General features: G+C 61.9%; 22 protein-coding genes and 3 pseudogenes. 9 read left to right on the top strand and 16 right to left on the bottom strand.

All coding sequences use genetic code 11. The annotated features are described in order from the left end of the window. The first annotated feature begins 454 nt into the window (after window positions 1-454). The 5 genes from AB4Y40_RS25400 (at window position 455) to AB4Y40_RS25380 (ending at window position 6,072) form a co-directional block, all read left to right on the top strand. Window positions 455-1,255: a hypothetical protein gene (locus AB4Y40_RS25400; protein WP_368690158.1), complete on the top strand. Its 801-nt coding sequence runs from the start codon at window positions 455-457 to the stop codon at window positions 1,253-1,255. Between the two features lie 459 nt (window positions 1,256-1,714). After that, window positions 1,715-2,737, top strand: coding sequence for an SMP-30/gluconolactonase/LRE family protein (locus tag AB4Y40_RS25395; RefSeq protein WP_368690157.1), 1,023 nt, complete (start codon window positions 1,715-1,717; stop codon window positions 2,735-2,737). Window positions 2,738-2,823: 86 nt separating this feature from the next. Next, complete coding sequence (locus AB4Y40_RS25390) at window positions 2,824-3,171, top strand: transposase (RefSeq protein ID WP_368690156.1); 348 nt, start codon at window positions 2,824-2,826, stop codon at window positions 3,169-3,171. A 515-nt stretch (window positions 3,172-3,686) separates the two neighbouring features. Further along, window positions 3,687-4,754, top strand: a complete 1,068-nt coding sequence (locus tag AB4Y40_RS25385; protein ID WP_368690155.1) for a surface-adhesin E family protein — start codon at window positions 3,687-3,689, stop codon at window positions 4,752-4,754. A 547-nt stretch (window positions 4,755-5,301) separates the two neighbouring features. Next, a complete protein-coding gene (locus AB4Y40_RS25380) occupies window positions 5,302-6,072 on the top strand; it encodes a response regulator (protein ID WP_368690154.1) in 771 nt (256 codons plus the stop codon). Between the two features lie 313 nt (window positions 6,073-6,385). Here the strand turns inward: AB4Y40_RS25380 and AB4Y40_RS25375 are convergent, their stop codons facing one another. From AB4Y40_RS25375 to AB4Y40_RS25345, 7 genes are all read right to left on the bottom strand, one after another. Next, the gene (locus AB4Y40_RS25375) at window positions 6,386-6,742 is read right to left on the bottom strand and encodes a hypothetical protein (RefSeq protein ID WP_368690153.1); all 357 of its coding nucleotides are present in this window, start codon (window positions 6,740-6,742) and stop codon (window positions 6,386-6,388) included. A gap of 550 nt (window positions 6,743-7,292) precedes the next feature. Further along, window positions 7,293-7,856, bottom strand: a complete 564-nt coding sequence (locus AB4Y40_RS25370; protein WP_368690152.1) for an HAD domain-containing protein — start codon at window positions 7,854-7,856, stop codon at window positions 7,293-7,295. 134 nt (window positions 7,857-7,990) lie between these two features. After that, entirely contained in the window at window positions 7,991-9,142 is a 1,152-nt protein-coding gene (locus tag AB4Y40_RS25365) for a helix-turn-helix domain-containing protein (protein ID WP_368690151.1), read from the bottom strand. A gap of 100 nt (window positions 9,143-9,242) precedes the next feature. Beyond that, window positions 9,243-9,806, bottom strand: coding sequence for a hypothetical protein (locus AB4Y40_RS25360; RefSeq protein ID WP_368690150.1), 564 nt, complete (start codon window positions 9,804-9,806; stop codon window positions 9,243-9,245). Further along, on the bottom strand, window positions 9,769-9,909 hold the full coding sequence (locus AB4Y40_RS25355; protein WP_368690176.1) for an antitoxin Xre/MbcA/ParS toxin-binding domain-containing protein: 141 nt from the start codon (window positions 9,907-9,909) through the stop codon (window positions 9,769-9,771). Before AB4Y40_RS25355 ends, AB4Y40_RS25360 begins: the two co-directional genes overlap by 38 nt. A gap of 318 nt (window positions 9,910-10,227) precedes the next feature. Next, a complete protein-coding gene (locus tag AB4Y40_RS25350) occupies window positions 10,228-10,776 on the bottom strand; it encodes an HAD domain-containing protein (protein ID WP_368690149.1) in 549 nt (182 codons plus the stop codon). A 42-nt stretch (window positions 10,777-10,818) separates the two neighbouring features. Then, window positions 10,819-11,133, bottom strand: a complete 315-nt coding sequence (locus tag AB4Y40_RS25345; protein WP_368690175.1) for a hypothetical protein — start codon at window positions 11,131-11,133, stop codon at window positions 10,819-10,821. A 629-nt stretch (window positions 11,134-11,762) separates the two neighbouring features. On the opposite strand from AB4Y40_RS25345, the pseudogene AB4Y40_RS25340 reads away from it, so the two are divergent. Together AB4Y40_RS25340 and AB4Y40_RS25335 are read left to right on the top strand one after the other, a co-directional pair. Continuing rightward, window positions 11,763-11,924 (top strand): annotated as a pseudogene (locus AB4Y40_RS25340) (IS6 family transposase); the annotation flags it as partial. Window positions 11,925-11,997: 73 nt separating this feature from the next. Then, a pseudogene (locus tag AB4Y40_RS25335) lies at window positions 11,998-12,582 on the top strand (IS6 family transposase); the annotation flags it as partial. A gap of 3 nt (window positions 12,583-12,585) precedes the next feature. Here the strand turns inward: AB4Y40_RS25335 and AB4Y40_RS25330 are convergent. From AB4Y40_RS25330 to AB4Y40_RS25315, 4 genes and pseudogenes are all read right to left on the bottom strand, one after another. Beyond that, a complete protein-coding gene (locus AB4Y40_RS25330; protein ID WP_368690148.1) occupies window positions 12,586-13,305 on the bottom strand; it encodes an HAD family hydrolase in 720 nt (239 codons plus the stop codon). A 205-nt stretch (window positions 13,306-13,510) separates the two neighbouring features. Further along, window positions 13,511-13,776: pseudogene (locus AB4Y40_RS25325) on the bottom strand (integrase core domain-containing protein); the annotation flags it as partial. A gap of 202 nt (window positions 13,777-13,978) precedes the next feature. Beyond that, a complete protein-coding gene (locus tag AB4Y40_RS25320) occupies window positions 13,979-14,563 on the bottom strand; it encodes a helix-turn-helix domain-containing protein (protein WP_368690174.1) in 585 nt (194 codons plus the stop codon). A 43-nt stretch (window positions 14,564-14,606) separates the two neighbouring features. After that, window positions 14,607-16,529, bottom strand: coding sequence for a PAS domain-containing protein (locus tag AB4Y40_RS25315; protein WP_368690147.1), 1,923 nt, complete (start codon window positions 16,527-16,529; stop codon window positions 14,607-14,609). A 76-nt stretch (window positions 16,530-16,605) separates the two neighbouring features. Here AB4Y40_RS25315 and AB4Y40_RS25310 point away from each other — a divergent pair, with 76 nt between their 5' ends. Next, a complete protein-coding gene (locus AB4Y40_RS25310) occupies window positions 16,606-18,390 on the top strand; it encodes a histidine kinase (protein ID WP_368690146.1) in 1,785 nt (594 codons plus the stop codon). 12 nt (window positions 18,391-18,402) lie between these two features. Here AB4Y40_RS25310 and narL read toward each other — a convergent pair whose 3' ends face one another. From narL to AB4Y40_RS25285, 5 genes are all read right to left on the bottom strand, one after another. Then, window positions 18,403-19,062 (bottom strand): two-component system response regulator NarL, encoded by a 660-nt coding sequence (gene narL / locus AB4Y40_RS25305; protein ID WP_368690145.1) that lies wholly within the window; start codon window positions 19,060-19,062, stop codon window positions 18,403-18,405. A 181-nt stretch (window positions 19,063-19,243) separates the two neighbouring features. Next, window positions 19,244-19,858 (bottom strand): dimethylamine monooxygenase subunit DmmA family protein, encoded by a 615-nt coding sequence (locus AB4Y40_RS25300; protein WP_368690144.1) that lies wholly within the window; start codon window positions 19,856-19,858, stop codon window positions 19,244-19,246. Between the two features lie 27 nt (window positions 19,859-19,885). Next, the gene (locus AB4Y40_RS25295; protein WP_368690143.1) at window positions 19,886-21,562 is read right to left on the bottom strand and encodes an APC family permease; all 1,677 of its coding nucleotides are present in this window, start codon (window positions 21,560-21,562) and stop codon (window positions 19,886-19,888) included. 120 nt (window positions 21,563-21,682) lie between these two features. Continuing rightward, entirely contained in the window at window positions 21,683-22,801 is a 1,119-nt protein-coding gene (locus tag AB4Y40_RS25290; RefSeq protein ID WP_368690142.1) for a DUF3445 domain-containing protein, read from the bottom strand. 23 nt (window positions 22,802-22,824) lie between these two features. After that, window positions 22,825-23,781 carry a 2Fe-2S iron-sulfur cluster-binding protein gene (locus AB4Y40_RS25285; RefSeq protein WP_368690141.1) on the bottom strand — a complete coding sequence of 319 codons (957 nt, stop codon included), beginning with the start codon at window positions 23,779-23,781 and terminating at the stop codon, window positions 22,825-22,827. A 484-nt stretch (window positions 23,782-24,265) separates the two neighbouring features. On the opposite strand from AB4Y40_RS25285, the gene AB4Y40_RS25280 reads away from it, so the two are divergent. Then, window positions 24,266-25,378, top strand: coding sequence for an aminomethyltransferase family protein (locus tag AB4Y40_RS25280; protein WP_368690140.1), 1,113 nt, complete (start codon window positions 24,266-24,268; stop codon window positions 25,376-25,378). The last annotated feature ends 22 nt before the right edge of the window (window positions 25,379-25,400 follow it).

Raw genomic sequence — 25,400 nt, 5'->3', positions numbered from 1 at the left:
AATTATCTTCCAGCGTAGGTTGTAATCAACCCCCTGCTGCCCTACGCTCTATCCAGATATTGAGATGTTCTCCTCTGTCTTCTTGTTTGGTGTCCAGGGGCGCGTAGTGAATCAAGACGAACAGGCAACTATGCGCACTCGCTTTCAGCACAAACCCCGTCAGTAGTGCCTGGCGTGCTCCGCTTCAACGTACGCACGTACTTGTCTACGTCGCGATCGACGTGCCGGGCACTTCTGAATGCGTCTGCTTCTCGATTCATCCGGGGTGGGTGTGGTATGGCCGTTCAAGGCTCGCGCTCACTCAAGCAATCGCACAAGTCGTTTCGCAACATCTCCGGCCAACTTATTGCGCCATTGCCGTCCGGCATCGCGTTGGTCGCTGCCCGCCGTATTCCCTTGACCACGCGATTTCCGTTCCTTCCAGTGAATACGCTTCGACTCATCGGAGGTCGTGATGGAAAACCTGGTCTCACTCGCCAAGCGCGCGCTCAGTGCATCGGCCCTCGCTACCGCGGTCGCAATGAACCTGACCAGCTGCGGGGGAGGCGATAGTGGTGGTGCTGTGACGGGCGCAGTTGCCAACAACGCCGTTGTGCCCTCAGCGGTCACGACTGCCCAGATCGTTCCGCCCGGCAGCACGTTTCGCGGGCAAACCTACGCTGAATGGGCAGCAGCATTTTGGCAGTGGGCTCTCGCATTGCCGCTGGCGCCGCTTCAGCATCCGTTTGCCGCATGCAACTCCACTGACCGGCCGATTTCGGCTGATCAGACCGGTAGCGTCTGGTTCTGGTCCGCTCCGGACACTATCGGCTCGTGCAACCAATCGGCGGTGGTCATCCCGGCTGGCAAGGCCGTTTTTCTGACCATGCTCGATGTCGAGGCATCCTCTCTCGATGACCCGCCGTTCCGGGCGACAACGTACGCAGGGCAGAAGGCCATTGCCGAAAAATTCGCCAGCCGGATTGGCGACCTCTTTTGCTTCATTGACGGCCAGCAGGTGCCCAACATCACGGCCTACTTCGCTGAGACCCAGCAGTTTCACTTCCATGCGCCCTCGCCATGGATCTTCGAGACGCAAGGCGGGAATGGTACGTCCGTGGGTGCGGGCTACTTTCTGATGCTCCAGTTGCCGCCCGGCACGCATACGATCCGCTACGGAGGTGTGTTCCACCTGCAGGCCAACGACTTGTATCCCGGGTCGTCGCCTCTGGATATCCAGAAGGACATCACCCTCACGGTTACGATGGGCGGGTAGCCTTCGGTGATTTCGGGCGGCCAATCGGGCGGCAGTTGGCCATGTCCGGCCATTCGACCTCGCTCTCGGCTGGACATTTGAAGGTCGGCTCCGCACCCGACAACGGCCCTTCCGCGCAAACCATGGCCGGAGTGCCGTCAGCCGTGTTGCGGTCGTTGGTCCGTCAACGCGTCAACGGCTGGTATCTGTTCCTGCACCCGCGTCGAGATTGTTGTCGCCGGATAGTGGCTGGGGCATGGAGGTCAAAAAAGGCTCTATAGTAAATACATCGATTCGAGACATTCTAATGCGTCGTTACAAGTAGGCCAAACGATTGATCTAAACGGAGTCGGCTACGCCAAGGAGTACCGCGTCGAGCGCGGCTTGCGCGAAAGCGTGCTGCCGCTGCTCGCGCTCGGTCTGCCGAAGTCGTATTGACCGGCGACGAATCCAGAGACCCTCGATATTAGGAGACAGAGAATGAACAGAGCCAAGTCAATGCTGATGTTACCGATGCTGATATGGTTGGTGTTGCTGGCGACGCCGCTCACCACGCAGGCCTGGGAGCGCGGGACGGTCGAGAGATTCGCCACGTTGCCCCCCGGTGAAGCGCATCCCGCGGGGATCACCGTGGATCGCGAGGGCAACATCTATGTCACCACGTTTGGGGGAACGTTCGTTGTGTTCGACCCACAGGGCAAGTACCTACGGACTGTCGGCATCGGGGGCACGAGCGGAATATTGACTGACATTGGCTTCCATCCCCAGACGGGCAAGTTGCTTGTGGTCGATAACGTGTCCGGGAAGGTTCTGAGCGTCGATCCCAGGACGGGTGCATCATCCGTGTTCATGACGGTCACGGGCAAGGACCCCGGCCTCGACGGGTTGATGTTCGACGCCGCGGGCAATGTGTACGTGACCGACGGCCACCAGGGCATTATCTGGAAAGTCGGACCATACGGCGGCGAAGGGTCGGCGTGGGTCACAAGCCCGCTGCTCAAGCCGACGAGGCTACCACCGGGCATCGGTGCGAATGATATGGCGTTCAATAACGAGAAGACGGCGTTGTTCGTCTCCAATACGGCGAACGACACGATTGTCAAGATACCGGTGACTGGCCCGATGCTCGAACCCGGCACGCCTGAGGTCTTCGTCAACCGCGTCGGCGGCGGGCCCGACGGTCTGAAAATCGACGGGCACGACAACATCTGGGTCGTGTGCAACCAGTCCGATGAGATTCTCGTGCTCGAGCCGACGCAGGGCCGGGTGATTGCCAAGCTCGGCGACTTCGGCGAAATCGATCGCGACGGGGCACCCATCGGCTTCCTCTGGCCGTCTGCTTTCGTATTCCATGGTGAGGACGTTCTTGTCACCAACATTTCGCTCGATTACGGCGCGGCCGTTTCGCAGGATCAACGGACAATCGATGGACCGTGGGCTCACCAGGTGAAGGTCCACACGATCTCGAGAATACGGATTCCCGAGCATTTCGGCGAAAGGTGAGTCCATGAGCGGACCTGAAAGAAGGTAAGCGATCGTTCATCGACGCCCTGTTCCAGCGAGGCTAGAGCGGCGACGATAGCGTCCACTTGAACTACGAAGTGGACGCTATGGCAGAAGACATCAGCGATCTGAAGGCACGTCTGGTAGCAGGCTTTCAGCGCGGCGGGCGACGCCGACGCTTCGACCCGCAGGCCAAGCAAGAACTGGTTGAGGCGTGCTTGCAGCCGAATGTATCAGTGTCGGGAATGGCGCTGGAGCACGGACTGAACGCGAACCTGTTACGCAGGTGGATAAGCGATCACTTACGCGCGCGAAGTGGCGGTGCAGGGACCCAGGTTCGTGAGGCTGCGTCGCCAGCCTTCGTGCCGATGGTACAGCTCGGTGGAGCACCGACTGTGGTGGGCCTGGCTCTGGTCAGCGACCGGTTCGATTAGAGGCGGCCCGTACGTCGCCATGCCTGCCATCGCCTTCGCGGCTGGTTGCCGAGCTATTCAATGGCGTGATGCTCAAGCTCGAGCTGGATCATTTCGTCGCCGCACTGCAGCATGCGGTTGCTTTCGAGATGCAAGCCTCGGCAAACGTGACTGTTCGAACGACAGTTGTACCTTGAAAGCTGCCGTCTCGGCAGCTTAGATCGACTGGCGGAAGCGGGTCGCTAGGGCCAACCGCGTGGGGCTGCGGTCAGCCATGACCGGTCATCCAGCGTCGTCGGCTAAATTCCGAACAATTTCCGCAATCATGGGGCGTGTGTGGACCTCAATCGGATCAATTTACGCTCGACCATGCTTCTGAACATCACTGCTTGATCGTCGAGTTCGTGTTGTGACTTCGATCTCATTCGGGTTCAAGAACTCAGAAATTTTGCCGTTAATTGCAGAGATAGGGCCGAAACGGAAGGTATGATTCGACCAATCACAATTCATAATTCATGCCGACACCAACATCGATCATGAAGGCGACAATGCAGCTGCAATTTTTCCGCATCACGTTCTCTATCGCCTTCCTATGTCTCAGTGGCATTAGTCAAGCAGCACAGTCCGCTGATCCGCTATCGACACTCCCTGCCGATCCTCAACAAACCACGCAACCGCAGTGGGTCAAAGCGGTACCACCATACCCCTTAACACTGTTTTCCAAAGCTGAAGTGGATTTGAACTCCGTTAAGCAAGGTGACAACGGTCAAATAACTGCTTGGGAAAGAGACACCTACGAGGAACTGCAGCAGCCTTCAACTGACTATGCGTTCCAGATTGGTGAAGCTCATTATTTAATCGATTGCAATGATGGAAAATACACGTCTCTAGCAGTTAATACAAGAAGAGCGAATGGAGACCTGGTTAGGTCCGTCCCAATGCCCGAGTCCGTACAAAAATACATGGCCGACGTCCCGCCTGATTCATTGATTAGTGCCGAAGTGACTCTCGCCTGTGCGCAGGCAAAGAAGAATTGGTCTATTGATCAACACTATGATTTGCACATTAAGCCAAAATACGTCGCCACGATCACACCTCTTACATCACAAGAAAAAGAGAAAATAGGTCAAGCGATAGCCCAACGGAAGGAAACCGACAAACGTAATGCCCCCGTCGCTGAACCACTACTGACCGCACAAAATGGAAAAAACGTATGCCACACGATGAACGGAGTTGATGGAAACCCGTCTTCCTATGAATTGTGTGATGCACAGGGCATGTTCTCGCATGACGTCTATAGCGTTCGGATCGGAGGAATTATTTTTCTTCGAGGAATCGATGACGATGCGACCAAAGGCATTGACGGTGTGTTCTATGGTAGTCCACTTCGACTCCAATGCGAGCCGGTCAATCAGTTGGCAGATGGTGTAACGAATAAAACTATAGAAGGTGCCATTCAGGCCGATAGGATGTCGTCGAAAAAAATCTCGTTCGATGATGAAGTGAGGTTCGCGATACTGACCAATGTAGTCGAGATCGGGAGGCATTGCACACTGAGCAATACGGACGGCGTCATGGCAAAGCTTGACGTTGTTTCTCCGTAGCGAAGCAAGTTGTGGCAACAGGCGTCTTGCGCGGATGTCCATAGTTGAGAAAACTGGATGTCTCTCATGGGTCGGTTATGCCTGTTGCATGAGTCGTGGGCCGGGGGCGAGCGACGTGGCCGGTCGTGGGACGCAGTGCGGCCACTTTCGGCCACTCGACATCCCGCCCTAGGTTGCTGACAATCAGGTCCACCTTCCGCAGATTGAAACTATATGAAAGAATTCTTCGATCGGCTTGTTCCATTACAGGGTGCACCGTGTTTAGCGTCGCCGGACTATGAGTTGCGTCTGGAATCGCAACGGAACGCCTCATCGCTTTCGATCGTGCCGGCGGAGTAGCCTTCGCTACTCTGTTCGTTTGGGTGGGAAGTAGATACATTGGACAACGCCGACGCAATAGGGTGTCGTAAGTCCCGCGGACTGATTTACTGGCGGCATGAGCCTGAGACCGGCCAGGATCTGCCAAACGGATTTCTTCCCAGGAGCGATCGTTCGACATTGACGTAAAGCGTTTTTCGAAAACATATAATCCATAACGAGAGTCATAATGGAAACTGGAAAGTTCGCTGAAACGGCCGTGGGCTTTACGAAGAGTCCGCTAGGCATCATTGGGCTCTTTATTGTGCTCGTATATGGGTTTGCGTCTCTTGTCGTGGGCTTTGGATCTGGCTTGTCGGGACAAGTGGCTCCGCTGATTTACTTCATGGTGTTCTTCCCCGTTTTGGTTTTTTTCGGCTTCCTCTGGCTCGTCGCGAAGCATCACAACAAACTGTACGGGCCATCTGATTTCAGGAATGAAGACAACTACATAAAAGCCCAAATGGCCACTGCAGCGTCGTTGGCCGCAGCGTCCGCCAAGCAGCCAGGAAACAGTGCAGGCGTAACGGATATGCAGCTTCGCGATATCGTTGATGTCGTGTCGAACGTGCCACGTCAGAAAAAGCATGAGAAATGGAGAAATCGCATCCTCTGGGTCGATGATCGGCCGGAGAACAACGCACTTGAAAGGCAGGCATTCGAGTCTCAGGGCATTGAGTTCTCTTTGGCGCTTTCTACCAATGAAGCCCTTGAGTTGCTCAAAACAAATAAGTTTGCTGCGATCATCTCTGACATGGGTAGGAAAGAAGGGCCACAGGAAGGCTATGTTCTCCTTGAGAAGTTACGTGCGATGGGCGACAAAACGCCCTTTATGATTTACGCCGCGTCGAACCTTCCAGAACACAAAAAGATGGCTCGTGAGCGAGGCGCTATAGGTTCGACGAACAGGGCGGACGAGCTTTTTCAGACGGTGATGGGCGTAGTTACAAATGGCTCATAATCATGCGTCCCAGTCGACGTGTGCGCCGCCGCTTCTCCCTGGAAAACACGTGGCCGAACCCGCGCGTTGAATGCCCGCTTTTTGTAGGTACGACCGTCGCCTTTGGGTCGATAGTACTCATTCGACCGCAGTGACGGCCATTCATGGTCGAGCGAGTGTGGATGGCTGACGAATGACCTGAGGCTGCCACCGGCAATCCTCACTGCCCGGCTCATTCATGCCCAGGTCTGCCTGAAAATTTCGTGGAGGCCGCCCCATCAGCCCGCCCCGCACTTCCACGGGCAGTAAGTATCGTGCGCCGTGTCCCCTGGCCTCAGCGATGGCCGCCAAGAAAGTCGAACCAGTCATGCGCATAAGCGCAGCCGTGATCGGGAATGCCCGAACCGGCGAGCTTCCGGTCGAAGAAGGTTCGGGTCGGCTCGGGAATTTCATCCAGACGCACGTAGCGAAAGCCTGCGTCGTTCGTGTGAACCGTCACCTGCGGTTTCGTCGGCCGAGCTGGCAATGCTTCGGTATCCTCATTCAGCGCGGCGGAAATGCCGCGGGCCACGAGGTCCCACACGCTGCCCGCCCATCTGGGATAACTGCGCACGACGGCGCACTCGCCCACCTCGCCGAGCACTGCATCTTCCAGGGTCACCCGGTAATCCGCGAGCGGCCCGTCGCTCACCCGCGCGATATCCGCCGTCGCGATGACGCGCTTTTCACTTTCCCGTCCCCGGGTAACAACTCAATGGTGATTCGAAGCATCCGCCTCTCCTTTTTGGTGACCGTCTCATCATGCCCGGCGCTATCGATGCGCCGGGCCGACAACGTGATCCTTCGATGCCGCGACGACTGCCTGGGAGTCCAAGGTCAGGGCCTCGCGAGGACGCCTGCCATGCAGCATGCCGCATGGTCGACTCAAACCACGCTGCAATCCGGAACGGGCTGTAGCCTGCAAAAACGCCCAGAATCTGTGCAACTTCGGGAATCGGGTTGCCGGTTTCGTCGAACAGGTAGGCGGGGTACAGGGGCTGACCGGCAAGCTCGACGGCAAAGAAGTTCCATTGACGATCGCCGCGACGGCCTCCGCCGACGGAGCGATTGTATTCTTGCCGGTCCGCTCAATGCCGCGTTGTGCTTTCAATCCGAATCCCTCGCCAGCTGCAGGTGCCCAGCCAGCATCCGACCTTCGAGGACGCGGCTGATGGCCTCACTATCAGTACGGGACGCCGTCATCAGGCCGCCCCCGTGTCAGCACCGTGTACTTTGGCAAGCCAGTCCCGGATCCGTTGTTGTGCCTGCGCGTCGCCGATGCCGCGTCGGGAGTCGAGCAGGACGAGATGTGACTCCAGCGCGAGAAAGTCGGTACTCAGATCGCGTGCGCCGTAAACGGAATCATCAATCGCCATCCAGTTCTTCAGGCGATGTTTGAACACGTACGTGCGAATGATGTAGGTCCGCGCGATGCCAATCTTCCAGTCGCCGAAACGCGCCCTGTAGCCCTGCGTTGTGCCGACGACCCGCTTCGCCAGTTGCGCCGGCAGGTATGAAACCACCTGTTCAACGGACAGTTTGCTGAGCCAGGATGTTGTAAGGACGATTTCGACGTCGGGCCAGGGTTCGAGCAGGCTGACCAGCAGCGGCACAAATTCGAACAGCGGGTTTCCTGTATCGAGGGATATCTCGCCGTTTTGGTCAAGCAATGCGTGGCCGCGATGCAGCGCTCCATCGTAGTCTACGAAGAGTGTTGGCACTGGCGCGTCCAGAACGGGCATTTGCGGCTTTGATTCGTTGCTCAAGCGTCGATCCCGGGCATCATGGATTCGGTTCTCAAATAGTCGCTGGGGCGTGTACGGCTTTGCGGGGCAAAAGATGGCGAAGCCGGGGTGTCCTCCTGACCGGCAACGGTTGGGTCTCTGTGCAACGCCATTGGTCAGTTGTCGTTCGAGTGGTCCGGGCATCGGGTTTGCACCCAGCCCTGCTCACCGTCTGCCCGGGTGTGCCGCATATTTCGCACAGCCGGCCGCTCAGCGAAGTGTTCACCAGTTTCACCGGGGTGCTGTGCGCGGGCCGCGCCCATGCTGGGATCGGCACCGGCGATCCGGCTGGACAATATCTCGCCAGCGAAGGCCGCGGCACGCTCCATGGACAGCGACGGCCCCAGCAGGCCACGCAATTGTTCATCGGCGGCATCGGTCGCTGACGAAAAGCCTCCCCCCTCCGCAATGGCATCCAGCACCGGAATCTCGAACGCGAACTGTGCCGATCGTGTGATCATGCGTGCAACGGTCTTGCGCACCTCCGTGGCAGCCATTCCGTACGGGACGGCGACGGCGACCAGTGGCCCGCGGTGCGCGCCAATTCCATAACGGTGGGCGAGTAGGTCCGCTTTCCGGCTCGCTGTTTTGTCCAGCGGTTGCCCCGGCCTGAGCAGGTTCCGGCCACGGGTGGCCAGACATTGCGCGACGCGATGGATTGCGTCTTCGAGCGTTTCTGCCTCGATGACCACGCACCACCTGCCATCGTGCACGCCTGGATGCGGCGCCGGAAGCGCCAGCAGTTGCTCCGGTGCAAGCAGGAGTGCACGCGCCCAGGCGCGAAGCCGATCTGCGGTGAGCGTCTTCGGGAACGTTCCCCCTTCCCACTGCAGGAGTGTCGGGCGGGACACACCGCTGGCTTGCGTCACTTCAGCGACCGAAAGGCCGAGTTCCTCGCGCAGGCGCCTTGCATGCGGGCCGAGTTCGTGACATCGGGCGCGGGAAATCCGCGTCGGCACGCCATCACAGCCGCTCCCGCAGGTCTGCACTTTTGCCGCGTCAAATACCGGCTCCGGCAACGGCAGCACTTCCTGACCGAGCAGCCATCCTTGTGGTACCTGCAGGGCAGCTTCCAGCGCTCGCACCATACCTTCCGCAACAGAGCCAGGCAGCCTTCCCCTTTCCCAGTGCACGTACGTCGATTCGGCCACGCCTACATTGCGTGCAAGTTCGCGCTGCGTGAGCCCTACCGCTTCCCGCCGGTCACGCAGGCGCCGAGCAATCTGTAGTACATCGGATCGTGGAAACCACTCACGGTCCCTGGTCATCCCGGCCTCCCGCCTGCGTACCTGCAATATTCATGGAAAGACGCATGCGTCCGATTGCAAAAACCGTGGCCCTCGAGCGCCCGCATCACGTCAGCCGTGTTCAGCCGTCAAAGGCGTACGCGTTGGCCCGCGCGTCATGCAGCGCATGGTGCTCGCCACCATGGCGGGCGAAGTACGCGGCACGCCGCTCCCGGTCGCGACGGCCCGCGATATTCTCAATTCGCCAGCCTCGCGGCAGCGGGCCGCCCAGCAACAACCGGAACAGGTTCAGATCGGTCTCGTAGTCGTAACAGAGCACCGGCGCGGCGTCGCCCGGCACGCTCACCATCCACGCACGCAGCGCCTCGCGCAGCCGTTCAAACGGCATCGCGCGTCCCTCGAACTGGCCAAGCTGCGGCAGCACCACTGCGCGGACAAATTCGCTGTACCACGCCGGATCGAAGCCGGTACGTTCGCCGTAAAACTCGTTGCCGTTCTCGCCAACAATGGCAAGGCTGATCAGCCGACACTGCCGGAAGTCGGTGAATTCCGTGTCGATGAAATAGCGGTTGCCTGGACCACTCCGCAGTTCGGCTGGCAGTGGCCAGAGCAACGCGCCGTGGAAGCCTGTATCTGTCATGTTCCGCTCACGCGCAGAGACCATATCGCAGATGATTGAGGACATGCACCACCTGTGCGCGCTCTCCCTGTGCCAGCAGTTCAAGCGCGCAGCGTCCGCCGAATCCGGTCGTCCGGCTGGCAAGCCAGGCGGACGCCCCGCTTCCGATTCAAACGCTCCGACAAGCGCATCGACGAGGGCTGGATCGGCCTGACGCAGCGCTTCAATCGCCCGGCGCCCCAACTCCTACAGGGCCGCATACAGTCCGGGCACACGCGTCGCCACTGTTTCGATCTGGATCATCTCAAACCTCTATGGTCGGTCTGCGTCGGGCGCGTCGCACGCTTCGCCAGTTGAACGCGGGGCGTGCTGTCGCACGCCGCCCGCCACCTGTTCGTGACGTCACGCGCGGTACATCTGCCGATGTGTCAGCCACGACCCGCCGCCCTGTCCCGCGCCCATCGTTCTCCCGTGATAAGGCGGGTTATCACGGCCAGCCTGTTTCCTGCCCGCACAGCGCGGCAAGCCGCGCCTGCAGTTCCGCAAGGACCGCCGGCGCACTGATGCCCAGCACGGGATCGGTGTGCACCAGGTGAGCCCGGCACACCGCCGGCCAACCCGCATCCTCGTCGTCCAGCGCAATCCACCCCTCGGGCCGCCGCCGGCATACGTCGCCCCAGACCTGCACGCCGCGCGGCACGGACCGGAACCACACCGGATCCATCCGGCCGTGGAAGGTCGCGCCGACCACGCGTCGGCGTAGTGCCGGCGGCAGTCGGCGGGCCACCTTGCGCACGCTGCGGAACACGCAAACCCAGCTCGTGGACAACACGATGCGCAGTTCAGGGTACGGCTCGAGGCACTGCGCCAGCAGCCCGGCGTGTTCGAACACAACATGCCCTGACGGCGTGGCGACGTAGGGGCCATAGCCCGGCCGGCGCCACACGTCCTCCGGATGCAGGACGCCGTCGAAATCGAGATACAGCACGACGCCGCCCCGCACACGCGGCCGCATGTCCGGCTCTTCAAGCGCCATGCCCCGCCCCATGTCCGGATGTGCCTCCACGGCGAGCCAGGATCAGGCAGGGGCCGGTGCGTCCGGCGCCTTCCCGTGCCAGAGCCGCCTGCCGCGCGCGGGCTTTGTCGCGAGCGCGTACGGCACCGATAACGTGCGCCCCGCCGCCGTCGTGAACCGGGTCACCGTGAGCAGCAGCTTGCCTGTGCTGCGATGTTCGTACTCGGTCACTCCCACCCGGATCTCGCCAAGCGGTTCGAGCGTCCACTTGTCGACTTCCTGTGCCATCCTTGTGCTCAGGATGGCGGCGTCGCGCACGACGACCGCCCCTTCGACGAACTGCTCAAGCGTCGCGGCCGTTTCGCGCAGGTCCAGCATCACGATTGTTGGAACGGCCCGCGAGCGCGGCCGCGACACCCTGAGAATCAGGACGTCCCGCGGCAGCAGTCGCTGAACCGCTGACCATACCCCCCTGCCCGGCAACCCGCCGAAAGGCACGTTCAACGCAGGCACACGGTTACTTTCACACGTCACAAACATACAGCCAGCTACCTCATCGCTATCTATGTGAACCCGCAGCTGTAGTCAAACCAAAACGATTGAAGGGGAAGCTGGAAGGCCGCATTGAAGATTCCGTCGGTGACCTGCGCTTTCCATGCGATGTCCACATGGGTCGGAGCCTGAACCTGCATTTGTTCTTTCCCACGCTGTCGCAGGCTTGCCAAGCACCACGGGACCAGCGACACCCTGCGCCGCATGGGCGCTCGCCTCGTGCAAACGGTACCGGTGACTTGGCTCAAAGGCACCGTGCGATGAAAGCAAATACAGTCTGCGCGGCGAGAGGTCGCAGCGCCAATTAACCCACCACGTGACCGTTCAAGACTGTGCGAGGGTAGCGCTCGCCTCGCGCTATTCGTTTCAACAACGGCTGGACCTAGATCGAACGCGTCAAGCCGTCGCTTCTAAGATTGGCGCGAACGGAATTTTAATCAACGTAGATTTCGTCCGAATTCCACCGCGCGATCAAGCGGCGTACCCGCCCCATGTTCGGATTCCAAAGTTTCCGGTGCGCGCGCATCCTGCTCGGTTGCATCGAGGTGGTTCATATAATCGCCAATGGGCAGATGAAAGGTGACGGCGCCCGACAAACTGTTGCCGAGCAGTTCTAGTCATTGGTAGTATAAGTAGTCCTATTCATATATGGCTTTTCTTAACTTGTAATCGTTATCGCGACAAAACCTTCTGCCGTCGGCCGACGCATCAATCTCGTTCAAAGGCTATCGATTTCCGCCTGACGTGATCAGCTACGCGGTGTGGCTGTACTACCGCTTCCCGCTGAGTCTGCGCATGGTCGAGGAAATCCTGGCCGCGCGAGGTATCGAACTGACGTACGAGACCGTACGGGAGTGGGCGGTAAAGTTCGGCTTGGTGATCGCCAGGCGCATCCGCTCGACGGCGCTTGGACGCGGCGACAAGTGGCACTTCGACGAGCTCGTCGTGACGATCAGTGGCAGGAAGCACTGGCTGTGGCGGGCGGTCGACCAGCACGGTGCGGTGCTTGAAGTACTGGTGCAAAGCCGCCGCGACAAGGCAGCGGCCAAACGGCTCATGCGCAAGCTGCTCAAGCGGCACGGACGTCCGCGCGTGATCGTGACGGACAAGCTGCGCAGCTATACGGCGGCCAACGCTGAACTCTGTCTGAATGTCGAGCACCGGCAGCACAATGGGGTGAAAAACCAGGCGGAGAATTCGCATCAGCCAACGCGGGTGCGCGAGAAGGTCATGCGGCGCTTCAAATCGGCGCGCCAACTCCAGCTTCGCCTAACGGCGTCATGGGCGGCATTCATCGCTTGCGGTCCGAGTTTCGCCAGGCGATCGAAGCCTACGATCTTCTATGCCGAACCACGCTGAAGCGTACTCGATCGCCTGATCAAGGCTCTGAAGCATCGTCAAGCTAACCCCGATTACTTCAGCCGGCGGTTGCTTCAGGTCCGGCACCGTCACGACTCGTATCCCTGCGCGATGTGCGGCAAGCACACCGTTCTCACTATCCTCAAACGCCAGGCAATCGCTCGACGATTTACGCAGACGAGAAGCCGCAAGCTCATACACGGCCGGATCGGGCTTACCACGGGCAACTTCATCCCCTCCAGCAATCGCATCAAAGAAACCGAGCACGTCGACCCGTGCAAGCCGGGATAGAATCTCTTGTCTGCTTGATGACGACGCGACGGCGCATGGGACCCCAGCATTGACCAATGCAGTCAGTAGGGCATGCACTCCCGGCTTCAGTGGAAACACCGGTGGACTCGCCGGAGAGTGCAGCCGCTGCCGAGCTCGCGTAAGCGCTTCCTGAAAGAGCGGCTCCGCTCCGAACATTCTCGCCAGCATCGCTTGGCACTCGGGCAGCGATCTCCCGATGATCTCGGCATAGTCGACAGGCCGTATATGAACGCCAAGTTCGTGTCCGACGGCTATCCACGTATTCATGATCGTTCGCTCCGAATCGATCAGTAATCCGTCCATGTCGAAGATTGCGGCAGAGAACATATGCAAGGTATCCTGGGTGCTTGAGGTGGTGAATGTCACTATATCCGCGTCGCGGAACGCTTCGTGGTCGATTCCGACGGGAATTTTCCCAGCTCTACCAATCTATCGACGATTTGGCGGTGCGACGCTCAGGAGCGGGTCTAGCCTATCGGTCACCGGTACCGACCATCATCCAGTCACGCATCATGCAATGTAGCGCGACAATCTAAGCGGCTTCTGCCTCGGCAGGGGGAATGTCGCCGATGGGGCCGAACAGCCGGCGATTGTTGAACCAGTCCACCCATTCGAGCGTCGCCATTTCAACGGCCTGTAAATTGCGCCACGGCCCGAGGCATGGATCATCTCGGCCTTGTACAAGCCGTTTATCGTTTCAGCCAGGGCGTTATCGTAGGAGTCGCCCACGCTACCCACTGAAGGCTCGATGCCAGCATCAACCAGCCGATCCGTATAGCGGATCGATACGTATTGGGCGGATTCAACCGGTCGTCGCAACACCGGTTAAGCGCTTATGATAGATGCTCGCTGAACACTTCCAAAGGCGTTTTCCATCCAAGTGTCTTGCGGCGGGAGGTCGGCTATATGATTTTCAAAACCCGTTCATCTTGTTCTTCACATCATAGCCGAACGCTTTGATGCAACAGAACCCCATAGTCCGCAGGACCTGAACCGATGTTCAAGAGTCCGCGCTGCCCGCGTGGCCGTACATGATGATCGTGATGAAGCGGATCGGCAGTTTGATGAGTCGTTCCGGCCCGTGGGGCACCGAGCCGCGGAACGTGAACGCATCGCCCGGTTGCAGCAGATAGCTGCGATTGCCGTGCCGGTACTCCATTTTGCCCTGCAGCATGTAGATGAACTCAGTGCCAGGATGCTCGAAAGTCGGGAAGATCTCCGACTCGTCGTCCATCGAAATGAGGAAAGGCTCGAACAGCTTGACCGGCCCCTGGTCGTACGCCAGCAGATGATAGGTGTGCCCCTTGGTCGTGCCGCGCCGGACCACTTCCATGCCTTTACCCGCCTTCACGTGCTGCGCATTGCCTTCCTGACCTTCAAAATTGCGAAACAGCGTCGACAAGGAAATACCCAGCGAACGAGCGATGCTCACCATCGATTCGAGGCTGGTGGACACCTGGCCGTTCTCGATTTTCGAGACCATGCTGCGCGAGAGCCCGCTCTGCTCCGCAAGCTCCGCGATCGTGAGCCCCTGATTCGTGCGGTTCTCGCGCACGACCTTGCCGATGAAATGCTCGATCGACATCGATTGATCGCTGGCCTCCTGTGCGGCCGCCGGCACTGCTTCGTCATCGTGCTTGGTCATCTGCCTGTCCTTGTTGATTCGCCGTCCCGTTCGCACGGCCAGCGCCCGACGCTTCACCCGACGCGAGCGCGCTGTCGAGCATCTCCAGCGCACGTGGGGATTCGCCTTGCGCGAGCGCCCAACCGACCTGCGCCGTGACACAAAACTCGTGTCCCTCGACACGCACCGGAACGCCGACACTCACCCTCAAGCATTCCGCAACGATATCCAGCGCAGCCGTGCTGTCGTTGGGCATCAGCGCCGCGACCTGCTCCGCGCACTCGCACCAGCCAAGGGCGGCCGCGGAAAAATCCGTGAGCATGATCGCAAAATCCTGCTTATCGAGCAGTGTCGCACAGTTCATGTCACCCTGGATCGCCTGCAAGCGCCGGCCCAACTCCACGAGCACGCGGTCTGCGTATTCCGCGCCGAAGCGTCCGGTCACCTTCTCGAAGTCGCTCATGCGTACCGCCAGGACCGCGCACGGCTGTCCGCTACGGCTTGCGAACGCAATGGCAAAGCTCAGCCGGTCCATGAACATCGCGGAATTTGTGAGGCCGGTCGAGCGGTCGAAAACGAGCCTGCGCCGCGTGCTTTCCTCGGCAAGCTGTCGCCGCGTCACTTCGATGATGAAGCCTTCGAGGCCCAGCAACTCGTTGCGTGCCGAGAAGATCCCGCGCCCCTGGTCCCAGACCCACTTGGTCTGCCCCGCGCGGTCGACAATGCGGTAGGTGACCTCGTAAGGCTCGCCCACGGCCACGCGGGACTGAATCTCGTTCCAGACGAATTCGCGGTCCTCGGGGTGGATGAGCGAGACGAACCTCATGACCGACTCGTCGAGCAATTCGTTCGCTTCATAGCCAGTCAGCTCGAAGCAGCCTTCGCTCACGAACTCCATCGACCAGTGCCGGTTGTTCTGCCCGCGATAGATCATGGCGCGCACGTTCGAGAGCAGCATGCGCAGGCTGCGGCGGCTCGCGTGCAGCGCCTCCTCGTTGCGGCGGCTGTTCGAGACATCGAGCGCGAGACCGACCGCGCCGATCAGTTGACCCTCCGCGTCCGCCACGCTCTTGCAGCGCAGCTCGACATGGAACATGGTCTCGTCGGCGCGGATCATGCGCACGACCGTGATCAGCTCGCCCAACTGTCCGTCGATCAGCGAGGTGAGCCTCGCGCTCAGCGCAGCGCGATCTTCGGGATGCACGAACCCGGCAAGCGGCGGAAAGTCGCTTCCGCCTCCGACGATACGCAGCATGCTGCGCCACGCAGGGTTCACAAAGATCAGATTCTGCTCGCGGTCGATGCGAAAGAGCGCCTGCGGCAAGTGCGCGACCACGTCCTGGCAATGCTGCTGGATCTGCGCCTCGCTGCGCTGCACGTCGGCACTGGCATAAGGCGCCGGGAACTGCAGCAGCGTGAGCCGCGAGCCCCGGCCGCGCAGGACGGTGACGGGATGGCGCCGAAACGTGCCGTCGCCATATGCGAGGCGCAGCGAGCCCTCGGTGCGCTCGGTGTCGTCACCTGCCTGCGCGAGCAGCTTCGTCAAATCCAGCATCGACTGCGGATGCACGAGATTGCCGAACGGCATGCCGACGATCTCGTCGACGTGATGCTCCCAGCGCGCATGCTTGAGAAACGCGCCGTTGACGAACACGAGCGCGTCGTTGTCGAGCAGCACCGCGGGTGTGGAAAGATTTTCGGCGAATGCGGTGAGTTCGGGCGCCGCCGCAACGCGCATGCCGCGGCGCACCGCCCGCTTCGCGCCAAAGGTGAAGGCGAGGCCGAGCAGCCCGCTTGCCAGCGCGAGCGCAAGCACGACGGCGATATAGAGCAGAATGTCGACGCCCTGGCCCGGACCGAGCCGCGGCAGCACGACCCCCACTATCGCCACCAGCAATGCTGTCGAAAACAGATAAACTGTCATCATGCGTTGACCTCGCGAATCCATAAAACGGGCTTGGCGCTCAGAACCCGCCCGCACCTTCTTCGCTACCTGTCTCCAGATGAATGCTGCCGACCGCGCCTGGCTGCGACGCTACCCGCTCTACGCGAAAACCTGCATTGTCCTCGCCTGCCTCGTTGCGCTGATCGCGCTGCTGTTCGTCTGCACGCGCGTGCAGCTGGACAACAAGGGTATTTACGAGCAGGCCTCCGTTTCGCTCGGCGACGCCGCGCGGCTGCACCGCATCGCCGCGAGCATTGCGGCCGCCGCGCCCGACGCTGCGGCCGGACTGAACGTTCAAGCCGCAGCGCTCGTACGCAACGATACGTTGTTGAAGCACTGGCGGCAACAGGGTGCGCCCACGCCGCTCGTTGCCGAACAGCTCAGAGCGCTCGACAGCGCGCAACCGACGCCGGAGCTGCTCGATGCGCTCAGGGCCGGGATCGAGAGCCAGAGCGACGCGCTGGAGGCCGTCATCACGCTGCTCGAAGCCTGCATCGCCGCGCTCATGTTCGCCGGCATCTTCGCGCTCGCGTGGGGCGCCCGGCGCGCGCTGGTCCTGCGTCCTGCCGTGCTCCTGCACACGCTGGCCCAGACCGGACATGCGGTGCCCGCGGGGCGCGACGAGATCGACCGTCTGCTCACCGTGATGAGCGCCCTCGCGGCCCGGCTGCGCAGCGAGCAGGACGAATCGGCCCTGCTCAAGCGCATTGTCGAAGACCATATCGCGTTCGCGGACCAGTCGCTCGACCTGCTGCATTATATCTGCGCGCAACTCGCGGAAGACGCGCCTTCCGGCGGCACGCTCGAAGCGCTGCTGGAGCGCCTCATCGGCATCCTGCGAGTGCAGCGCATCGCGCTCGTGCTCTCCGAGACCTCGGCGCAACTGCTCGGCGTCGATACCGTCGTGGCGCCGGCGGGCCTCGCGCCCCACATCGTGCGCGAGCACGTCGTGAGCGAGCTCATGTCGCTATCGGGTGTGCGCTCGCTGCCGGACAGCGAGAGCGGCGAACGGCTGGCCGTGCTCGCAGCGCCGGTGCGCGTGCCTTCCGGCACATACGGCGTGCTGATCGGCGAAGGCGGGGCTGACACGCGCTACGAGCAACGCCATCTGCATCTGCTCGAAACCATCGCAAGCGTGCTCGCGCACGCGATTTCCAACCTGAGCCGCGACGTGCGCGACCGGCGCATGACCCTGCTCGAGGAGCGCAACGCCATCGCGCGCGAACTCCACGACTCGCTCGCACAGTCGCTTGCGTACATGAAGATCCAGCTCGCGCGGCTGCAAGCCGTGCTGCCCGAAGAGCTTGCGCAGAGCGACGCTGCCCAGATTGCGCGGGCGATCCGCGAGGGAATCGACAGCGCCTATCGCCAGTTGCGCGAGCTGCTCACCACGTTCCGCACGTCGGTGCATGCGCGCGGGCTCGCCGCGACTCTCGAGGAAGTCGCCGAGGAGTTGTCCTCACGCAGCGAGGTGCAGATCTCGGTGGACAACCGCATTCGCCGCGTGCGGCTCACCGTCAATGAGGAGTTGCACATCGGCCAGGTCGTGCGCGAGGCCCTGACCAATGTCGTGCGCCATGCGCGCGCATCGAGCGCACTCGTGACGCTCGCGTCGAACGGGCGCGAGGTCACTGTCACGATCGCGGACGATGGCCGCGGCATCACCACGGAATCGGGCGGCGAGCATCATTACGGACTTTCGATCATGCGCGAACGCTCGCGCAGTCTCGGCGGCCGGCTCGAGATCCACTCGAACGAGCCCGGCTCGTCCATCGTGCTGACGTTCGTGCCGGCCTCCTTCGCACAGCAGACGCGCATCGGCAAAGGCAACCCTGTGCTTTGAAGTGCGTGGCGCCTAGCCGCCCAGCGGAGCCCGCCGCCCGATCTGCTCGTGACGCCAGACCACGGCTTCGAGCCGCGAATGCAGATCGAGCTTATGCAGCAGGTGCTTGACGTGAACCTTGACCGTGCCGACGCTGATGTCGAGCTTGCGCGCAATCGCCTTGTTCGACAGCCCCTCGACGAGATAGTCGAGCACCTCCTGCTCGCGCGCCGAGAGCAGGGTCTCGCTTGCGTGGAGCGAGTGGCCGCCCGAAAGCGCCTGAACCAGATTGCCGGTCACCGCCTCGCTGAGCACCGCCGTGCCCTTCAGGACCTTCTGCAGGTTCAGGCACAGGTCTTCAGGCTCCATGTCCTTGAGCAGATAGCCGTGTGCGCCGGCTCGCAGCGCGGCCACGACGTCGCGCTCGTTGTCGGACACCGTCAGCATGACGAAGCGTGACTCGACGCCCTGCTCGCGCATCATCGAAATGGTTTCCACGCCGCTCATTTCCGGCATGTTCAGGTCGACCAGGATCACATCGGGCTTGATCTCCAGCGCCATCGCCGCGCCCTCGCTGCCCGAGCCGGCCTCGCCCACGACACGATAGCCCGGGTCCATCTGGATGAGCTGCGCCACACCGGCGCGAAACAGCGCATGATCGTCGATGAGAAGTACGGTCGTCACAGGTTCCATGTTATTTCCCCCATGCAAAACGGCAACAGGCTGAACGATTCCAGTATGGCGCGCGGCTGACCGTAAGCAATCCGCAAGAGGGAGTTCTCCTTTGGGGGTAGGCGGGAGGCAGGCAGAAATGAAAACCGCCCGGCGCATACCCTCATCGGGCGTACGCCGGGCGATCGCCGTGTCGCTGCCGCTAGCGAAACGCGTGCTCGATCTCGGGCAGTTCTCCGGGCACTTCGGCGTCGGCCTGCACGCCCATGAACGCCGCCAGCCGCCTCGAGAAGTGATCGCGCACGAGCAGGTGCCTGCCGCACCCGCCGCAGGCCGCCACGTTGGTCGTCACGCCCTCGTTCATCGCGCGGCAATGGATGCAGTACACGCGCCGCATCAGGCTCCCGCTATGCGCCACCTGCACCGCATCGGGCGCGAGGCCGCAGCGCTCTGCAACCTGCCCCACCGACCAGATAAACGGCTCGGTGCCGAGCGCGTAGAGCCGGATGCCCACGCGGGCGCCGCGCAGCGCCTTGCCGAGCGCGGCGAGCAATTCGTCTTCGGCGTCGAAGCGGTGCGCCACGGCGTTCGCAAGCGCGCAGGCAGCGCCTGCGCCCGCCTGCGCCATGTCCTTGTCGACCGCCCAGACTTCGAGCGGCGCGGCGCCGCCCGCCGTGCTCAAGCTACTCAGCGTGTTCAGCGCGCTGGCGCGGTCCGCGTCGGTCGCGCCGGAGGTCACAAACCAGTGCTGCGTGCCTTGCGCAACGGGCTCGAGCGGCGCATACACCGGGCGGCTCTTGTTAAGCGAGGTCATCATCGGGGGCGCCCTCCGTGTGCTCGGTTATCAGTAGATCGCGAGGCTATGGGTCACCACGACCACGGCAACACCGGCCGCGATGGTCAGGTAAGGCAGTATCCCGGCGCGCTTCACGACCTTGCCGCCGCCCGTGAGTTCCATGTCCTCTTTCATCGCGTCAGGGAAGTGCCCCTTGTCGGTGATGTAGTGGCGGAACAGGAACACCGGCACGATCAGCGCGGCGAAGCACAGCCCCGAGACCAGCGTGCCCCGGCCCCACGTGTCTGCGCCCATGCCCATCAGCGCGAGATTGACGAAGGAGAACAGCGTGCCAAGCACGATCAGCCAGTTGGGCGCGCGGAACGGACGGTGCCAGTCGGCGCGGTCCAGACGGTGAATCCACGCGGAATTCAGGTTCAGGAAGTTGAAGATGATGTAGCCGACATTGGACATCGCAAGCACGAACACATAGTCCGACATCATCAGGAGGACCAGGTTGAAGCACAGGTCGGTCCACATCGCGCGGGTGGGCGCGCCGTGTTCGTTCACGTGCGAGAGGTACTTCGGCAGCCAGCCGTCCGCCGAGGCCTGATACAGCGTGCGCGACGAACCCGCCATCGAGGTCATGATCGCGAGCACCAGTGCGAGCACCAGCATCACGACGAGCACGCGCTCGACCAGCAGGCCGCCGCGGATCATCGGGGCCATTGCCTTGGCCACGCCCATGCCGCTGTAGATATCCGGCGAGAGCATGCCGCTATACACGGCGGGCGTCACCACGTTGCCAGCGGCGTCCTTCACGTCGGGCGTCACGAGATGGCCGAGGCCGAGCACGCCCTGGAACGAAAGCGGCACCACCGTGAACACGAAGATACACAGGAGACCTGAGTACAGGATGGCCTTGAACGTATCGACCTTCGGGTTGCGGAATTCACGCGTGTAGCAAACGGCCGTCTCGAACCCGTAGGTCGACCACGCGGCGACGAACAACCCGCCCGCCATCAGCGTGATGCCGGCGCGCCCCCAGGTGCCGTCGATGATCTGCCCTGCACTGTCCTTCGCGAACGGCACGAGCGGAAACAGGTTGTGCAAAGGCACATCGCCGGTGAGGAGCGGCACCGTGCCCACCAGAATCAGCGGGATCAGCGCTGCCACGCCCAGGATGGTCTGGATGCGCGCCGCGTTCATGATGCCGCGGTGCTGGATCGCGAAGGTAACGAGCAGGATCGCCGCGCCGAGTATGAAGGTCGCGTTGATGCGCAAGCTCAGTCCGGAGCGCAGCCAGTCCAGACTCACCAGTGTGATCTGCCAGGTGTTGATGGCGGAGTCGGCTGGGAAGAGAATCGAGAGCACATAGCCCGCCGCGAGGCCCGAGCCGATCGCGAGCACCGGCGACCACGCGAACCAGTTGCACCACACCGAGAGCGGCGCGAACAGCTTCGAGTAGCGCACCCACGCGATGGCGCCGTAGACCGAGGCCCCACCCGACTTGTGCGGAAAGAGTCCGGCGATCTCCGCGTACGAGAACGACTGGATGAAGCCAAGGCCGATCGAGATGATCCAGACGGCCCACGACAGCTTGCCGACAGTCGCCGCGATCGAGCCAATCGAAAACAGCACCAGCGCCGGGACGCCGCTTGCCACCCAGAACGCGCCGGTCCAGCTGATTTTGCGCTGTAACGACCCTTCCGCTTCGACGACAAGGTCTTCGGGAATCGCATTCATAATCGGTTTTCCTTTCTCTGGTGAGGGACCGCTGTGGGTGGCGGCCAGGATACGGAATGTGGGGATGCGCTCGTGGCCGCGAGCCGCGTGCACGGCACGCGGCGTGGTCACGGGTAAAGCTCAAATGCTGGCGAAACTCGGCCCGGCCTGGGTCTGCCCAGGTCGCGCCTGGATCTGCTGCGGGATCAAGCGATCGACGTCGGGCTGGGTGCCGGCCGAGGCCGGCGTGCCGTCGTCGAATTGCGAAAGCCATTGCGTAGCCGTCTCGCGATAGCGGACCAGCCCCTTGTACTCCGCCAGTTCCGGCGGCAGCGTGCCCAGCACGCGATGCAGGCGCTTGCCCCATTTCGGCACGCGTGCGAGCTCGCCAAGGCCGATCAGGTAACAGCGCACGCAGAAGAGGATGGCGTTGCTGCGCGGCAGCCTGAACAACGTTTGCAACTCCACACGCAGGTGCAGCTTGCCGCCCACGTTTTCCGGCGTGATGCTCGCGCGGTCGGGACCCCACTCGGGATATTGCTCGGGCGAGGTGTCGAGACGCGGGTTGACCGTCATCGTCCAGTTCAGGCGCCGCACCGGCGCACCTAATTGCAGGCGCAACAAAAACTTCAGCGCGCGCTCGAAAATGCCCGCCTGATGCGCGAGCGGCACCGGCCCGTGCCATTCCATGAAGCTCATGCCCAGATCGAAATCGAGCGACCAGTCCGCCTGGGTGGTCACCGTGCCGCCGTCCATGAACAGGTTGTCCTCGCGATGATCGAGCAGGCAGAAGTCGCCCTGCGCCTGGCGCGTGATGTACTCGAACGGCGGGCACGGCAGCGTGGCGGCGTCGCCGAACACGAATTGCTGTTCGAGGCCGAGCGGGCGGTTCGTCCAGGTCCAGCGCTCGCCGTCACGCTCGAGCTGGAACTGCTCGGGGTAGTCGTGGGCGAGACTCTCCATGATGAGCTCGAGCGTATCCCACTGTGCGGCCTCCATATGGTCCAGCACCTGGCAGCGAAGCGGATCGCGTTCGAGCGTGAGTGCGCGGTCCCGGCACTCGGCGATGTAGTGCTCGTCGACATCGAACGCGGCGTGAAGCACCGTGCCGGGCGCACCCGGCACGTGCGGTTCGATATTCACCGAGTACATGTACTTGTCTTCGGGAAACGGAAACGGAAAACGCAGGATCGCTTCGTCGCTGTTGCGATACGTAAAAGCGTCGCGAAACGACTCATCGGGCTTGAATGCTATCGACATGGCGTTGGCCTTCCTCGTATTCGTCAGATGTTCAGCACGAGACGCTCGCTGCGCGCACGCGACACGCACGGCAGCACGTTGCAGTTCGTCGCCCGTTCGGCGGCGCTCTGGAAGAAGTCGCGATGCTCGGGCTCGCCTTCCAGCACTTCCAGCGCACAGGTTCCGCATGCGCCGCCGCGGCACATGTAGGGCGCGTCGATACCGGCCGCTTCGAGCGCTTCGAGCAGGCTCTGGTCGGGGCCCACCGCCACTTCGCAGCCGCTCTTCGCGAGCACCGCGACGAAGGGCTCGCCATGCGATGCGCCGCCAAAGCTCTCCTGGTGGAAATGGCTATCCGGCCAGCCGAGCGAGTGAGCGACCTCTGCAAGCCCTTCCATCAAGCCCACCGGGCCGCAGGTATAGAGATGCGTGCCCGGCGGCTGTGCGGCGAGCATCGAACCGAAACGCGTTTGCGAATCCTGCACGTCCGTGTAGATGGCGACGCCGCCCACGATGCGGTCGGCGATCAGCGCACCGAGCGCATCGGCGTCCTCGGGACGGCAGCACAAGTGCATCTCCACGTGCGCGCCGCTCGCGGCCAGCTCCGGCAACATCGAGAGAAACGGCGTGATGCCGATGCCGCCCGCGACGATCACATGCTTCGCCGCGCGCCGGGCGAGCGGAAAGAAGTTCGACGGCATCGAGATCTCTAGCCGGCTGCCTTCGCGCACCTGCGTGTGCATGAACGCTGAGCCGCCACGCGAGGCGGGCACGCGGCGCACCATGATCTGATACGCGTCGCGTGCGCCCGCAGGCTTCGTCAACGAGTAAGCGTTGCGCCAGGTCCGCGCGTCGCCGCGCATCGTGACGACGACGTGGCTGCCAGCGGAATACGCCGGCAAATGCGCACCGTCCTCTGGCACGAGCGTGAAGCGCCGGATATCGGCGGTGATGTGCTCTACGCGTTCGACACGTACTGGAATGGCCTTAGGTCCGTTCATGCCCATTGATCCTCATGTCAGATGATCGCTTTGCCGGTCGGGTGTGCGTTGCTGCTCAGGGAAGACCCTGAACCGGACAGGCGCAGCGTGGCAGCGAATCTGTTGAACAGAATCGGCGAGCCAAAAAAGGAGATCAATGATTCATAGGGGGTAGGCCCTGCGCTACGCCCGCGAGGGTGCTTCGGCGTGCCGCTCACGATGCCAAATGAACGCCCCGGTGCCGTGGATGGCCCGTGCAACCGGCATGAGGCACACGGTTATCGCCCCTCGACTGTCACGCGATGCAAGGTCTTGCCAAGCGTTAGGCGCCCGCTCGCGCCCAGGCTAAGTAGCACGCCTACCCACTCGGAGGTAGCGCCACGGAGCGATTGTGATGCCGATTTTAACGACCGAGACTACCTGTCATCCGGCGGCCCTCGTCGAGGCCAATCAGCCCTGACTCGTCGGCCTTCATTCACGTAAGGTTCAACCTCGGGAAAACGCTATGACCAGGCAATCAATTTTGAACGTTCGCCATCGCGAACTGGGATCGAAGCTTGACGGCGATATGTGGAACGACATGCCGCTACCCTGGTACTACAACAGCGACCCCAGCGACGAGGTGGTCGCCGTGCGCTCGACTGCGGGCCTCTACGATATCAGCGCATTGAACATCCTCCGCGTGAGCGGCCCGGACGCGTGTGCCGTGATCGACAGCATCTGCGCCATCGACGTCACGAAGATGAAGCCCGGCACCGCGCGCCTCGCGGCAGAAGTCGACGAGCGCGGCGTGATCTGCGACGACCTGATGGTGATTTACGACGCGCCGAACCACTATCGCATCTCGCACGGCGGCGGCTCGACCCAGGAGCGCCTGCGCCGCGCAGCCGAGGGCCGCAATGTCGAATGGCATCAGGACTTCGACGTCCATATGCTCTCGCTGCAAGGTCCGCGCGCCGCCGCCATCCTGCAGCCGCATATCGGCATCGATCTCGCCGCGCTGCCGTACTTCGCCCACGTCGAAACGCAGTTGTTCGATCGCAAGATCATCGTCTCGCGCGGCGGCTACTCGGGCGAGCAGGGCTTCGAAATCTCGTGCAGCGCCAGCGACGCCATCGCGCTGTGGGACGCCATTCTCGAAGCGGGCAAGCCGCTCGGCATCGTCCCGGCTTCGTGGACCTCGCTCGAACTCGCGCGCATCGAGGCGGCGCTGCTCTTCTACCCGTTCGACATGCCCGAAGGCGACGTCACGCCGTGGGAGCTGAACCTCGACTGGATGATCGACGTCGACAAGCCCGGTGACTACGTCGGCAAGGCCGCGCTGCTCAACGCGCGCGGCAAGGAGCGTTTCAAGCAGGCCGGCGTGCTCGTGAAACACGATGGCCCGGTTGCGGCTGGCTCGAAGATCTACATCGGCAAGGAACAGGTTGGCGTCGTCACGAGCGCAACCTTCAGCCGCTATCTCATGCAGTCGCTCGCGATGGTCCATCTGAAACCGGCGCATATTGCGCTCGGCACCAAGGTCGAGATCCGCGATGCCGCCGGCAACTTCACCGGCACCGTCACCCGCACGCCGTTCTACGACCCGCAACGCGTGCGCACCCGCGTAGCGGCCTGAGCATCGCCCCCACGCAGCCAAC

Source organism: Paraburkholderia sp. EG287B, assembly GCF_040965595.1.
Lineage (GTDB): Bacteria > Pseudomonadota > Gammaproteobacteria > Burkholderiales > Burkholderiaceae > Paraburkholderia.
This window is presented reverse-complemented; position numbering and strand designations above follow the sequence as displayed.